This is a genomic window from Streptacidiphilus albus JL83, from assembly GCF_000744705.1.
GTDB classification, from domain to species: domain Bacteria; phylum Actinomycetota; class Actinomycetes; order Streptomycetales; family Streptomycetaceae; genus Streptacidiphilus; species Streptacidiphilus albus.
In genome coordinates this window covers 9,233,488-9,246,640 of sequence record NZ_JQML01000001.1, presented here as the reverse complement: position 1 = coordinate 9,246,640, position 13,153 = coordinate 9,233,488, and the positions used below count along the sequence as shown (strand labels likewise).

Here is a 13,153-nt window from a genome sequence, read left to right as displayed (position 1 = left end):
CCATGTCAGTACGACTTCGGCATGCCGAGGGAGAACTGCGCGACGAAGTTGAGGACCATCTCCCGGCTCACCGGAGCGATCCGCACCACCCGCGCGGCGGCGAGCAGCGACGCCAGTCCGTACTCCTTCGTCAGGCCGTTGCCGCCATGGGTCTGGATGGCCTGGTCCAGGGAGCGGATGCTCGCCTCGGCGGCCGCGTACTTCGCCATGTTGGCGGCCTCGGCGGCGCCCATGTCGTCGCCGGCGTCGTAGAGTCCGGCCGCCTTCTGCATCATCAGCCGGGCCAGCTCCAGCTCGATCTTGACCTGGGCGAGCGGGTGCGAGACGCCCTGGTGGGTGGCGATCGGCGCGCCGCCGAACACGCTGCGGCTGCCGGCGTAGGCCACCGCCTTGTCCAGGGCGTACCGGCCCATGCCGACGGCGGTCGCGGACGCCATGATCCGCTCGGGGTTCAGCCCGGCGAACAGCTGGCCGAGCGCGGCGTCCTCCTCCCCGATGAGCGCGTCCGAGGGCAGCCGGACATCGTCGAAGAAGAGCGTGAACTGCCGCTCCGGCATCACGATGTCCATCTCGATCGGCCGGTACACGAAGCCCGGCGCGTCGGTCGGGACGGCGAAGAGCACCGGCTTCAGCTTGCCGGTGCGGGCGTCCTCGGTCCTGGCGACGATCAGCACCTGGTCGGCCTCGTCGACGCCGGAAATGAAGACCTTGCCGCCGGAGAGCAGCCACCCCTCGCCGTCGCGCCGGGCGGTGGTGGTGATCCGGTGCGAGTTGGAGCCGGCCTCGGGTTCGGTGATCCCGAACGCCATGATCCGCGAGCCGTCGGCTATCCCGGGCAGCCAGCGCCGCTTCTGCTCCTCGGTGCCGAAGCGGGCGATGACGGTACCGCAGATCGCCGGGGAGACGACCAGCATCAGCAGTCCGCACCCGGCCGCGGTGAGCTCCTCCTGGACGATGGCGAGCTCGGTCATGCCCCCGCCACCGCCGCCGTACTCCTCCGGCAGGTTGACGCCGATGTAGCCGAGCTTGCCCGCCTCCTGCCACAGCTCGCGCAGCGGCTCGTGGCGCCGGGCCCTGGCGTTGGCGTAGGAGTAGCCGTAGCGGGCTCCGAGCGCGGCCACGGCCGCGCGCAGGTCCTGTTGCTCCTGGGACTCGGTGAAGTTCACTTCTGCTGCTCCTCAATCGACTCGACCGGTTCACTGCTGACGACGCCGAGCACCGCGCCCACCTCGACCTGGCGGCCGACGCCCACGTGCAGTGCGGTGAGCACTCCGTCCGCGGGGGCGTCGATCCGGTGCTGCATCTTCATGGCCTCCAGCCAGAGCAGCGGCTGACCGGCCGTCACCGTGTCGCCCTCCTTGGCGTCGAGGCGTACGACCGTGCCGGGCATCGGCGCCAGCAGCGCCCCGGGCTCCGTCCCGGCCACCGGGTCGGGGAACCGGTCGACGGCGGCCAGGGCCACCGATCCGAGCGCCGAGTCGACGCACACCGCCGAGCCGCCCGGTCCGTAGCGGGCCACGGCGAAGCTGCGGCGGACCCCGGCGACGTCCAGGACGACCCGGTCGGCCACCGCGTCCACCAGCTCGACGGCCTCGAAGCCCTCGGCCAGCAGACCCGCCCTGGCCAGCCGGTACTCCACGTCGACCGCCCCGTCGGCATCGGCGTACCGGGCGCGCTGCGGCTGTGAGGGGACGTTGCGCCAGCCCGAGGGCAGTCCGCGCTGCACCGTCGCGCGGTTGCGCCGGTGCGCGGCATCGGCCAGGGCCGCCGCCAGGGCCGACAGCCGCCGTGCGTCCGGGTCGGCGAGCGGCTCGGCGAGGGCGGGCAGCCCGTGCCGCTCGAAGAACGCGGTGTCGGTGTCCCCGGCGAGGAACGCCGGGTGCCGCAGCACACGCACCAGCAGGTCGCGGTTGGTGCGCAGGCCGTGCAGCCGGGTGCGGGCGAGCGCTCCGGCGAGCATCCCGGCCGCGTCGGCGCGGGTCGGCCCCCAGGCGATGAGTTTGGCGAGCATCGGGTCGTAGTGGATGCCGACGGCCGACCCGTCCACCACGCCGGAGTCCAGCCGCAGCCCGTAGCCGGGCGGATTGGCGAACTCGGCGGCCACGCCCGGGACCTGGAACCGCTCCACGGCCCCGCTCTGCGGCTGCCAACCGGCAGCCGGGTCCTCCGCGTAGAGGCGGACCTCGATGGCGTGCCCGTCGCGGGCGGGCGGGGCCTCCGGCAGCCGCGCGCCCTCGGCGATGCGCAGCTGCCACCGCACCAGGTCCAGTCCGGTGGTGCATTCGGTGACCGGGTGCTCGACCTGCAGCCGGGTGTTCATCTCCAGGAAGTAGAAGCGGCCCGACTCGTCGGCCAGGAACTCCACGGTGCCCGCGCCGACGTAACCGATGGCGGCGGCGGCCTTGCGCGACGCCTCGAACAGCGCCTCGCGCAGCTGTGGCAGCCGCTCGACCAGCGGTGACGGGGCCTCCTCCACCACCTTCTGGTGCCGCCGCTGGATGGAGCACTCGCGCTCCCCCACCGCCCACACCGTGCCGTGGGTGTCGGCCAGGACCTGCACCTCGACATGCCGGCCGGTCTCCAGGTAGGGCTCGCAGAAGACGGTGGGGTCGCCGAAGGCGGACGCCGCCTCGACGCGGGCCGCAGCCAGCTCGCCCGGCAGTTCGGCCAGGCTGCGCACGACCCGCATCCCGCGCCCGCCGCCCCCGGCCGAGGCCTTGACCAGGACCGGCAGGTCCGCCTCGGTGAGCTTCGCGGGATCCGCCTCGGCCAGCACCGGGACACCGGCCGCCGCCATCAGCCGCTTGGACTCGATCTTGCTGCCCATGGACGCGACCGCTTGCGGCGGCGGACCGATCCAGGTCAGCCCGGCCTCGGCCACGGCGCGGACGAAGTCGGCGTTCTCGGACAGGAACCCGTAGCCCGGATGCACCGCGTCGGCGCCGGCGCGGAGAGCCGCCCCGATCACCAGGTCGACGCGCAGATAGGTGTCGGCCGGGGCGCTGCCGGGCAGCCGTACGGCGGCGTCGGCCTCCGCCACGTGGGGGGCGCCCGCGTCGGCGTCGGAGTACACCGCCACCGTCGACAGCCCCAGCTCGCGGGCGGTGCGGAAGACCCTCCGGGCGATCTCGCCCCGGTTGGCCACCAGCACCGAGGTGATGGTCGGCCTGGCGTGAGTGGCTTCGCTCATGTACGGAACACCCCGAATCCGGTGGCGCCCTGCACGGGCGCGGAGTGGACGGCGGACAGGGCCAGGCCGAGCACCGTGCGGGTGTCGCGCGGGTCGATGACACCGTCGTCGTAGAGCCGCCCGGACATCGCCAACGCCAGCGACTCGCTCTCGATCTGCTCCTCGATCCGGGCCCGCATCAGTGCGTCGCCCGCCTCGTCGTAGGCCTCCCCTCGCGCCTGGGCGGCCTGCCGGGCGACGATCGAGATGACGCCGGACAGCTGCGCCGGGCCCATCACCGCGGACTTGGCGCCCGGCCAGCTGAACAGGAAGCGCGGGCCGTAGGCCCGCCCGCACATGCCGTAGTTCCCGGCGCCGTAGGAGGCTCCCATCACCACGGTCAGATGCGGGACCTTGGAGTTGGAGACCGCGTTGATCATCATCGCGCCGTGCTTGATGATGCCGCCCTGCTCGTACTCCTTGCCCACCATGTAGCCGGTGGTGTTCTGCAGGAAGACCAGCGGCGTGTCGGACTGGTTGGCCAGCTGGATGAACTGCGTGGCCTTCTGCGCCTCCTGACTGAACAGCACCCCGCGGGCGTTGGCCAGGACGCCGACCGGGAAGCCGTGCAACCGGGCCCAGCCGGTGACCAGGCTGGAGCCGTAGAGCGGCTTGAACTCGTCGAAGTCGGAGTCGTCGACGATCCTGGCGATGACCTCGCGCGGATCGAACGGCTGCTTGAGGTCGGTCGGCACGATCCCCGCCAGCTCCTCCTCGTCGTGACGCGGCGGCAGCACCCGGGCGCAGGGAGCGGGACCCGCCTTGCGCCAGTTCAGCCGGGCGACGATGCTGCGGCCGATGCGCAGCGCGTCCAGCTCGTCCACGGCCAGGTGGTCGGCCAGGCCCGAGGTCCTGGCGTGCATCTCGGCGCCGCCGAGCGACTCGTCGTCGGTCACCTCGCCCGTCGCCATCTTCACCAGCGGCGGGCCGGCCAGGAACACCTTGGCCCGCTCCTTGACCATCACCACGTGGTCCGACATGCCCGGGATGTAGGCGCCGCCCGCCGTCGAGTTGCCGAACACCAGCGCGATGGTGGGGAGGCCCGCGGCGGAGGCGCGGGTCAGGTCCCGGAACATCCGGCCGCCGGGTACGAAGATCTCCTTCTGGGTGGGCAGGTCCGCCCCGGCGGACTCGACCAGACTGATCGTCGGCAGCCGGTTCTCGGCCGCGATCTCGGCCGCTCTGAAGGCCTTCTGCAGGGTCCAGGGGTTGCTCGCCCCGCCGCGCACGGTCGGGTCGTTGGCCGAGATCAGGCATTCGACTCCCTCGACCACGCCGATGCCGGTGACCAGGCCCGCCCCCACCGGGAAGGCGCTGCCCCAGGCGGCGAGCGTGGAGAGCTCCAGGAACGGCGAATCCGGGTCCAGCAGCAGCTCGATCCGCTCCCGGGGCAGCAGCTTGCCGCGCTTGTGGTGCCGCTCACGGTACTTGGCGCCGCCACCGCCCAGCGCCCGGGCGTGCTCGGCCTCCACCTCGGCCAGTTTGGCGAGGGTGGCGCGCCGGTTGTCGGCGTACTCGGGGGCGGCGGTGTCGAGCGTGGAGCGCAGTACGGTCACAGCAGGGCCTCCGGAATGTCGACGTACCGCGAGCGCAGCCACTCGCCGACCGCCTTCGCCTGCGGGTCGAAGCGGACGTGGGCGGCGACGCCCGCGCCGAGCAGGCCGTCCACCACGAAGTTCACCGCCCGCAGGTTGGGCAGCAGGTGCCGGGTGACCGGCAGTTCGGCCGTCTCGGGCAGCAGCCGACGGAACTCGTCGACGGTGAGCGCGTGTGCCAGCCAGCGCCAGGCCTCGTCGCTGCGGACCCAGACGCCGACATTGGCCGAGCCGCCCTTGTCCCCGCTGCGGGCCCCGGCGACGGCGCCGAGCGGCGCCCGGCGGCACGGCCCCGGCGGCAGCGCCTCCGGCAGCTGCGGGTCACCGAGCTCCGCCAGGGCCAGGGTCCCGGGCGGCGGCGCGACGGCGCAGCGCCTGCCGTCGGCCGTCACCGCGATGTGCTCGACCAGGTGGGCGTCCACGAAGGCGGCCTCGAACACGCCGTAGGGGGCGGCCTCGCCAGGAGGTGCGGTGACATGGAAGCCGGGGTAGCCGGCCAGGGCCAGCTCGATCGCCGCGCCGCTGAAGGCGCGGCCGACGGCCTTGGGGTCCTCGCCCCGCACCACGCACCGCAGCAGGGCGCTGGCCTCCTCCTCGCTGCCGGCGTCCCGGTGGTCGGTCCTGGCCAGAGTCCATTCGGCGTCGGGGTAGCCGAGTTGACGCTGTACCAGCTCCGCCTTGGCCTCGATCTCCAGGCCGGTCAGCACGAACTCCACCTGGTTGCGGTAGCCGCCGAAGCTGGTGCAGCCGACCTTGAGCACCGGCGGCGGCGCCTCGCCGCGCACCCCGCTGATCCGCACCCGGTCGGGCCCCGCCTCGGCCAGCGAGACGGTGTCGAAGCGGGCGGTGACGTCGGGGCCCGCGTAGCGGGGACCGCCGATCTCGTAGAGCAGCTGCGCGGTGACGGTGCCCAGCGAGACCGCGCCACCGGTACCCGGGTGCTTGGTGATCACACTGCTGCCGTCCGCGTGCACCTCCGCCAGCGGAAAGCCCGGATGGCGGAGATCGGCGATCTCGGTGAAGAAGGAGTAGTTGCCGCCGGTGGCCTGCGTGCCGCATTCGAGCACGTGCCCGGCCACCACGGCCCCGGCCAGCGCGTCATGGTCCGCCCGCCCCCAGCCGAAGTGGGCCGCGGCCGGCCCCACCACCAGCGAGGCATCGGTGACCCGACCGGTGACCACCACGTCGGCGCCGCTGTTCAGGCATTCGACGATGCCCCAGGCGCCGAGGTAGGCATTGGCCGTCACCGGGCTCCCCAGCCGCAGCTCCTCGGCGCGCGGGAGCAGGTCGTCGCCCGAGACATGGGCCACCTCGGCGTCCAGCCCGAGCCGCCGCGCCAGCTCACCGATGGCGAGCGACAGGCCGTGCGGGTTGAGCCCACCGGCATTGGTGACGATCTTCACCCCCCGGTCGAGCGCGGTGCCCAGGGTGGTCTCCAACTGGCGCAGGAAGGTCCTGGCGTAGCCGCCGTCGGCGTTCTTGAGCCGGTCGCGCCCCAGGATGAGCATGGTCAGCTCGGCCAGGTAGTCGCCGGTCAGGACGTCCAACTCGCCACCGGACAGCATCTCGTGCATCGCGGCGAAGCGGTCGCCGTAGAAGCCCGAGGCATTGCCGATGCGAAGCGGCTCCCGGACTGCGGGATCGGTCATGCGCAACGGTCCCACCGGGCCAGGAAAAAAGCAATCATCATTGCTTGTTTCCATGCCGGGGCGATCACCCCCCTCCCCCACCGGAGTCACGCCAGGCTGCTGCCGCGCAGCAGGAGCAGGGTGACGTCGACGGCGGCCAGGGCGAGGGTGGCCAGGAAGGGGAGACGGCTGCGGGGGTCGGTGCCCAGCGGGAGGGCGGTGGCCAGGGCCAGAGCTCCGGTGATGGCGAGGCCGAGCCACCCGGCGGGGCCGGGCGGGCCGGCAGGGCCCAGGACCAGGACGACGGAGGCCCCCAACAGGATCAGGGCGGCCACTGAGCGGGAGCGCTGCCGGCCCAGGCGCTGGGGCAGGCCGCGGATGCCCGCGGCGAGGTCCGCGTCGATGTCGGGGAGGACGTTGGTGAAGTGGGCTCCCACGCCGAGCAGGGCACCCGCGGCCACGAGCCACGGTGGGGGCCAGGGGTGGCCGGGGAGGCCGAGGGTGACGAAGGCGGCGAGCAGGCCGAAGCCCAGGGCGTAGGGCAGCCACGACAGGAGCGTCGCCTTGACGCCGAGGTTGTAGGCCCAGGCGGCGGCGACCCCGATCAGCTGGGCCGATCCCGCGAGGAGGCCGTTGGCCAGGGACAGCGGAACGCACAGCAGCAGGGCGCAGCCGGCGGCGGTCCCCACCGCGCGCGCCTGGACCGCACCGGTCACCAGCGGCTTGTCGCAGCGCTCCGCGGCCAGATCGCGCCGCAGGTCGATACGGTCGTTGCTCCAGCCGACGGAGAGCTGACCGGTGAGCACAGCCAGGGCCACCAGCAGGCATCCGTACGCATCGCGACCCGATGCCGCAGCCAGCGCGGTGACCAGGGCGGTGACGGCGCCGGCCGGTGCGGGGTGGGCGGCCCGCAGCAGCCCGAGCACGGGAGCGGAGACGGGCGGCCGGACCGCTGGACCCTTCGCGGTCCCATCGACGGGATTGCTGAGCACGCCACGATGCTACGTCCCGGAAATGCCAAAGATGCCCTATTGATGACTATCAATCAGTTTCTCCCTATACTGGCGTTATGACGCGAATCGTCGCCGTTCATGGGGTGCTACCCGAGCACCGCTACGAGCAGAGCGACATCACCGAGGCCTTCGCCGACATGTGCCTGCCGCCGGGCAGTGACCGGGGCGTACTGGAGCGTCTGCACGCGACCTCCACCGTCCGCAGCCGCCACCTGGCGCTGCCGCTGGAGCGGTACGCCGCCCTGGGCGGCTTCGGCGCGGCCAACGACGCCTTCCTCGAAGTCGCCCTCGACCTCGGGGAACAGGCCGTGCGCGGTGCGCTGGAGCAGGCGGCGCTGCGTCCCGAGGACATCGACCTGGTCTTCTCCACGTCGGTCACCGGTATCGCCGCGCCGTCGATCGAGGCCCGGCTGGCCGGACGCCTGGGACTGCGGCCGGACGTGAAGCGGGTCCCCAGCTTCGGGCTCGGCTGCGTCGGCGGCGCCGCGGGGATCGCCAGGCTCCACGACCACCTCCTGGGCCGGCCCGACCAGGTGGCGCTGCTGCTCTCCGTCGAACTGTGCTCCCTGACGCTGCAGCGCGCCGACGCCTCGGCGCAGAACCTCGTCGCGGGCGCGCTCTTCGGGGACGGCGCCGCCGCGCTACTGGCCATCGGCGAGGACCGGGTGCACACCCGGCCCTGCCCCGCACCGACGGTGGTCGCCACCCGGAGCCACCTCTACCCGGGCACCGAGCGCATGCTGGGCTGGGACGTCTGCGACAGCGGCTTCCGGATCGTGCTGGGCGCCGACCTGCCGGACCTGGTCCGCAGTCACCTCGGCGAGGAGGTGCGCGCGTTCCTCGACGACCACGACCTGAAGACCGAGGACGTCACCGCCTGGGTCTGCCATCCCGGAGGCCCCAGAGTGCTGGACGCCGTACGCGAGGCGCTGGCGCTCCCGGCCCGCGCCCTGGAACTGACCTGGCGCTCCCTGGCCGAGGTCGGCAACCTGTCCTCGGCCGCCGTCCTGCACGTGCTGCGCGACACCCTCGCGCTGCGCCCGCCACCGGCGGGCACACCGGGCCTGCTGCTGGCGATGGGGCCCGGATTCAGCACCGAACTCGTCCTCCTCCACTGGTAGCCGCCCCATGCCTGCCCTGAACGCCTACACCGTCCTGGTACTCCTGGTCGCCCTCGAACGCCTCGCCGAGCTGCGCACCGCCCGTCGCAACGCCTCCTGGAGCGCCCGTCACGGCGCGGTGGAGCACGGACGCGGCCACTACCCGGTCATGGTCGCCCTGCACACCGCCCTGCTCGCCGGCTGCCTGCTGGAGACCCGTCTGGGGCACCGGCCCTTCCTGCCCGCGCTCGGCCTGCCCATGCTGGCCCTGGTCCTGGCCGCCCAGGCCCTGCGCTGGTGGTGCATCGCCGCCCTCGGACCGCGCTGGAACACCCGGGTCATCGTCGTACCCGCACTGCCCCTGGTCACCGGCGGCCCCTACCGCTGGCTGCGCCACCCCAACTACCTCGCCGTGGTCGTCGAGGGAGCCGCCCTCCCGCTGGTGCACTCCAACTGGCTCACCGCCACCGGCTTCACCCTCCTCAACCTGCCCCTGCTCGCAACCCGCCTGCGCTGCGAGAACGCGGCCCTCGCCGGTTCGGCCCCGCCTCCCGCCCAGGTGCCCGCCCCGGCCGCACCGTGATCGACCTGCTGGTCGTCGGCGCCGGCCCCGCCGGACTCGCCACCGCCATCCACGCCGCCCGCGCCGGACTCGACGTCGTGGTCGCCGAACCCCGCCCCACCCCCATCGACAAGGCCTGCGGCGAAGGACTCATGCCCGGCGCCCTGCACGCCCTGGGCGACCTCGGCGTCACGGTCGACGGACACCCCATCCGCGGCATCCGCTACCTCGACCACCGCCACAGCGCCGAGGCCCTGTTCCACGGCGACCCGGGCCGGGGCGTGCGGCGCACCGAGCTGCAGGCCGCGCTGGCTCGCCGGGCCGCGGAGCTCGGCGTCCCGGTGCTCCCGTTGCGGGCCGGCGCCGTCCGGCAGGACCGCTCCGGAGTCCGTGCAGCGGGGATCACCGCACGCTACCTGGCCGCAGCCGACGGCCTGCACTCACCGATCAGGCGCCAACTCGCCCTGGACCGGCCGGACCCGAGGCCGCCGAGGTACGGGCTGCGCCGCCACTTCGCGGTGGAGCCATGGACGGACTGCGTCGAGGTGCACTGGTCGCCCCGGGCCGAGGCCTATGTCACTCCGCTCTCCCCCCTCCTGGTCGGCGTCGCGGTCCTGACCTCCGAGCGCGGCGCCTTCGAGACGCACCTCGCACACTTCCCGGCCCTGGCGCGCCGGCTGCCCCAGGCCCCGGCCACGGCAGTCCGGGGCGCCGGACCCCTGCGCCAGCTCGTCCACCGCCGTGCGGCCGGACGGGTGCTGCTGGTCGGCGACGCGGCCGGCTACGTCGACGCACTGACCGGGGAAGGCGTGTCCCTGGCCCTGGCCTGTGCCGCCGAGCTGGTGCACTGCGTCCGCACCGACCGACCGCAGGCCTACGAACAGGCGTGGCGCCGGGTCTCGCGACGCCACCGCCTGCTCACCGGGACCCTGTTGTGGGCCCGCCACCGACCGCGCCTGGCACCTCGCATCGTCCCGGCGGCAGCCCGCCACCCCGACCTCTTCACCGCCCTGGTCAACCAACTCGCCTGACCACCACCCACCAACGGCCGATGAGCAGGGTTGACGGCAGCCACCGCCGCGCTGCGACTCGGCCCCGGGATGCCGAGCTGCGCCAGAACCGCCACTCTGGAACCATGAGCGAGTCGCAGCACCATCACGCGCATGTCGTCGTGCACCCCGTCGTCGACACCACGCCGCCGTTCCGCCGCGTGGACATCCTGGGCGCCCAGGTCGGCAAGGCGCACTCGCTGCGGGATGTCGCCGAGTTCTGTCGCCGCGCCGGCCTGGAAGACCTCGACCTGGAGGCCGACGGCAGCGTGCAGTGGATCGGCGGAGGCCCGCACACGTGGGAAGCAGGCTGACCCCGGTACGTGTACTGCGGGCCAGGTCTGCGGAGCCGGCTACGGCGCGCGGCTGCGCAGTCGCGGGATCCGGTCGAAGAGCACGGCGAGGCGGGCGGCCTGGTCGAAGAACTGGGTCACGCGTGAGGTGTCGGAATCCAGATGGGCCAGGGTCTCGGTGCCCAGGTAGAAGGCGACCGCGGCGCCGGCCAGCACGGGGCCCCGCACCGCGGACGCCAGTGGCTTGCCGCGCAGCAGGACGACCAGCAGTTCCTCCGCGAGCTGCTCCCGTCGCCGGGTCTCCAGGGCGAGCCGGGCGGCCAGCGGGGTGCCCGGCCGGGCACCGGCGTACAGCTCCTGAACGGCGGCGTTGTGGCCGCTGTCCGAGTCCTCCTGGTAGAGGCCGCGGAGCAGGTCCACCGCCGGCACGGCTCGGTCCACCCCCGCGAGCACCGTTCGGTACCGGGTGGCGCGGGCCTCACAGGTGTGTGCGAGCGCGGCCACCAGCAGGTCGTCCAGGTCGCTGAAGTGGTAGTAGATCACCCCCGGGGCGAAGCCGCCGGTCTGCGCTATCGCCCGTGCGGTGGTGCCGCGGTAGCCGTGTTCGACCAGGCAGGCCACAGCCGCGTCGAGGACCCTGCCGCGCGTGTCAGACAACGCGCACCGGCTTCACGTGCTGGGCGGTGAGGTACGGGTCGAGCCGACGGGCCAGTTCGGGCCGGTGATGATCGGTATGGGTGGAGATCATTACCGCCCGGTGGCCGCTCGGGGCGCTCAGGGTGTCACCGGGCGCGGACACCGAGACGAACATGTTGTTCCCGTCCCCCAGCGGCCGGTCGTAGCAGTCGAGGAACTGGTGATGCGTCAGTTCCTGACCGGCCAACTCGTGTTCGGGTACGCCCAGGAAGACCGCGCACGCTCCTCCCATCGCGTCCGCGTCCCGGTCGAGGTAGGGCCGCAGCCGACGGGCGACGGGGAGTCCGGAGCAGATCGCGGCGGTGGACGCGGCCGGGACCGCACAGACCACGCACCGTGCGTGCCAGTCCCCCTGACGCGTGCGCAGCCGTCCTCCCGCGGCACGGTAGTGGGTGACCAGGGCGCGCCAGAATCCGTGCATGCCACCCGCGTGCCGACTCGGTCCCGCGCCCCGGATGGTGATCCCCAGCGCCGCGGTGCTGCCGGGACCCGGTTCGCCCGGCTCTGTCTCTGGGCTCCGCCGCGCCGGGCTCCACCGGGATCCCCCGATCCGCCGGTCAGCCGGTGGTCCCGCCCTCCACCGAACGGGGGATTCGAATTCAGAACACCGGCCCCCGTTCGACCCGGAATTCCATGACTGCGGTGGGACGGGAGAATAGCAGGCGACCGGAACACTCGAAAGGACACACTTCCCGCCTTTCGCGCCCACCGAATAGGGGGACTCGGGCTGTTTCTGTGATGCCTGCCGCAGTTGGCCGTGCCGCCTCAGACCTCGCACACCGTCACAGCTAAGCGACAGAAGGGCCTCGCCCCATCTGGCGGGGGCTGACCAGCCGATCGGCAGGGGCGGCCCTGCCGTGTGGCCGGAAAGGAACCCGGGTCGGCTGTGTGAGAATTCTGCTGGTGACCCTGGCGGCATATTCGCTGGGTCCTTCCGGTCTCTCCTGAAGACCTAGCTCCCCGCCGAAATATCTGTGCGGGGAATTCCGCTCCAGCCAGAAAGCCTGTCGATGAGACTCTCCCACCTGTGCATATCCGCTGTGACCGCCGCATCGCTCGTGGGCCTGGCCCCACCTGCCTTCGCCGGTCCCTCGGCGCCCTCCTTGGTCCAGGCCGCGCACGCGGCTGCCGTGGTCCAGCAGGCGACCGGCACCACCGGCATAGCCCCGAGCACGGGGAGCGGCGCCGACTCCGCAGCCAGCGCCACCGTTGCCGCACCCGAGGGGCCCGTCACGGTCACCGCCCCGGCCACCGCCGACGGCAGGGTCTCCGTCACCGCGCCCAACGGCAGTGCTGTGACACTCAGCTTCCCCGGTGCCAACGACACCGCGGGCACCACCTCTGCGGCAGGCACCACCGTCTACCCCGACGTTGCGCCCGGCACCGACCTCGCGGTTCAGGCGACCAGCGACGGCGGCGTTCGCGCCCTGGTCACCCTCAACGACGCGAACGCCCCCACGACCCAGCGTTTCGACCTCGGCCTTCCGGCCGGGGCAACACTTGCCCCGAGCGGCGCCGGCGGATACGACATCGACCAGGCCATCAGTGGCGGCGGCGCCATCGCGCTCGGTCACATCGATGCGCCCTGGGCCAAGGACGCCCACGGCAACGCCGTCCCCACGGGCTACCACCTCGACGGCACCACCCTGGTCCAGACCGTCGACACCACCGCGACCACTGCCTACCCCGTCGTGGCCGACCCCCATTACACCTGGGGCTACATCACCGGCACGATCTACTACAACCGGGCCGAGACGAAGTGGATGCGGAACAAGGGCAACATCATCGCGATGGGCAGTGCCACTGCCGCCGCAGTCGGCGCGATAGCCGGAGGACCCATCGGCGCCACCGTGGGCGCGGGCTTCACCGCCGCCTGGGCCACCTACACTGCGACTGTCGCCGGAAACGCCTACGGGGACGGCCAATGCTTGAAGATCAAGCTTCCCACCCCGACGGCCGGAGCCTACAAGGGCGGGTACTGCAAGTGA

12 protein-coding genes are annotated in these 13,153 nt (G+C 72.9%); 5 read left to right on the top strand and 7 right to left on the bottom strand.

The window, feature by feature from the left end:
* Positions 1 to 5: 5 nt before the first annotated feature.
* The 5 genes from BS75_RS40075 to BS75_RS40055 form a co-directional block, all read right to left on the bottom strand.
* Positions 6 to 1,166: an acyl-CoA dehydrogenase family protein gene (locus BS75_RS40075; RefSeq protein WP_034091728.1), complete on the bottom strand. Its 1,161-nt coding sequence runs from the start codon at positions 1,164 to 1,166 to the stop codon at positions 6 to 8.
* Positions 1,163 to 3,190, bottom strand: a complete 2,028-nt coding sequence (locus tag BS75_RS45360) for an ATP-binding protein (RefSeq protein WP_052070346.1) — start codon at positions 3,188 to 3,190, stop codon at positions 1,163 to 1,165. The genes BS75_RS40075 and BS75_RS45360 overlap by 4 nt, the downstream gene beginning before the upstream one ends.
* Positions 3,187 to 4,785 (bottom strand): acyl-CoA carboxylase subunit beta, encoded by a 1,599-nt coding sequence (locus BS75_RS40065; protein ID WP_034091727.1) that lies wholly within the window; start codon positions 4,783 to 4,785, stop codon positions 3,187 to 3,189. Before BS75_RS40065 ends, BS75_RS45360 begins: the two co-directional genes overlap by 4 nt.
* Positions 4,782 to 6,473: an acyclic terpene utilization AtuA family protein gene (locus tag BS75_RS40060; protein ID WP_034091726.1), complete on the bottom strand. Its 1,692-nt coding sequence runs from the start codon at positions 6,471 to 6,473 to the stop codon at positions 4,782 to 4,784. The genes BS75_RS40065 and BS75_RS40060 overlap by 4 nt, the downstream gene beginning before the upstream one ends.
* Positions 6,474 to 6,559: 86 nt before the next feature.
* Positions 6,560 to 7,444, bottom strand: a complete 885-nt coding sequence (locus BS75_RS40055; RefSeq protein ID WP_042439241.1) for a UbiA family prenyltransferase — start codon at positions 7,442 to 7,444, stop codon at positions 6,560 to 6,562.
* Between the two features lie 77 nt (positions 7,445 to 7,521).
* Between BS75_RS40055 and BS75_RS40050 the strand changes: the two genes are divergently transcribed.
* The 4 genes from BS75_RS40050 (at position 7,522) to BS75_RS40035 (ending at position 10,490) form a co-directional block, all read left to right on the top strand.
* Positions 7,522 to 8,586 carry a type III polyketide synthase gene (locus tag BS75_RS40050; protein WP_034091724.1) on the top strand — a complete coding sequence of 355 codons (1,065 nt, stop codon included), beginning with the start codon at positions 7,522 to 7,524 and terminating at the stop codon, positions 8,584 to 8,586.
* 7 nt (positions 8,587 to 8,593) lie between these two features.
* Positions 8,594 to 9,148 (top strand): isoprenylcysteine carboxyl methyltransferase family protein, encoded by a 555-nt coding sequence (locus BS75_RS40045; RefSeq protein ID WP_034091723.1) that lies wholly within the window; start codon positions 8,594 to 8,596, stop codon positions 9,146 to 9,148.
* Positions 9,145 to 10,158 (top strand): NAD(P)/FAD-dependent oxidoreductase, encoded by a 1,014-nt coding sequence (locus BS75_RS40040; protein ID WP_034091722.1) that lies wholly within the window; start codon positions 9,145 to 9,147, stop codon positions 10,156 to 10,158. Before BS75_RS40045 ends, BS75_RS40040 begins: the two co-directional genes overlap by 4 nt.
* 104 nt (positions 10,159 to 10,262) lie before the next feature.
* Positions 10,263 to 10,490: a hypothetical protein gene (locus tag BS75_RS40035; RefSeq protein WP_034091721.1), complete on the top strand. Its 228-nt coding sequence runs from the start codon at positions 10,263 to 10,265 to the stop codon at positions 10,488 to 10,490.
* Positions 10,491 to 10,529: 39 nt separating this feature from the next.
* Here the strand turns inward: BS75_RS40035 and BS75_RS40030 are convergent, their stop codons facing one another.
* Together BS75_RS40030 and BS75_RS40025 are read right to left on the bottom strand one after the other, a co-directional pair.
* On the bottom strand, positions 10,530 to 11,126 hold the full coding sequence (locus BS75_RS40030; protein ID WP_034091720.1) for a TetR/AcrR family transcriptional regulator: 597 nt from the start codon (positions 11,124 to 11,126) through the stop codon (positions 10,530 to 10,532).
* Entirely contained in the window at positions 11,119 to 11,586 is a 468-nt protein-coding gene (locus tag BS75_RS40025; protein WP_052070344.1) for a hypothetical protein, read from the bottom strand. The genes BS75_RS40030 and BS75_RS40025 overlap by 8 nt, the downstream gene beginning before the upstream one ends.
* Positions 11,587 to 12,205: 619 nt before the next feature.
* On the opposite strand from BS75_RS40025, the gene BS75_RS45355 reads away from it, so the two are divergent.
* Positions 12,206 to 13,153 (top strand): hypothetical protein, encoded by a 948-nt coding sequence (locus tag BS75_RS45355; protein WP_052070343.1) that lies wholly within the window; start codon positions 12,206 to 12,208, stop codon positions 13,151 to 13,153.

Coding starts and splice junctions, on each gene's coding strand:
- BS75_RS45360 (WP_052070346.1), bottom strand. CDS start 3,190: ATGAGCGAAGCCACTCACGCCAGGCCGACCATCACCTCGGTGCTGGTG.
- BS75_RS40060 (WP_034091726.1), bottom strand. CDS start 6,473: ATGACCGATCCCGCAGTCCGGGAGCCGCTTCGCATCGGCAATGCCTCG.
- BS75_RS40050 (WP_034091724.1), top strand. CDS start 7,522: ATGACGCGAATCGTCGCCGTTCATGGGGTGCTACCCGAGCACCGCTAC.
- BS75_RS40045 (WP_034091723.1), top strand. CDS start 8,594: ATGCCTGCCCTGAACGCCTACACCGTCCTGGTACTCCTGGTCGCCCTC.
- BS75_RS40035 (WP_034091721.1), top strand. CDS start 10,263: ATGAGCGAGTCGCAGCACCATCACGCGCATGTCGTCGTGCACCCCGTC.
- BS75_RS40025 (WP_052070344.1), bottom strand. CDS start 11,586: ATGCACGGATTCTGGCGCGCCCTGGTCACCCACTACCGTGCCGCGGGA.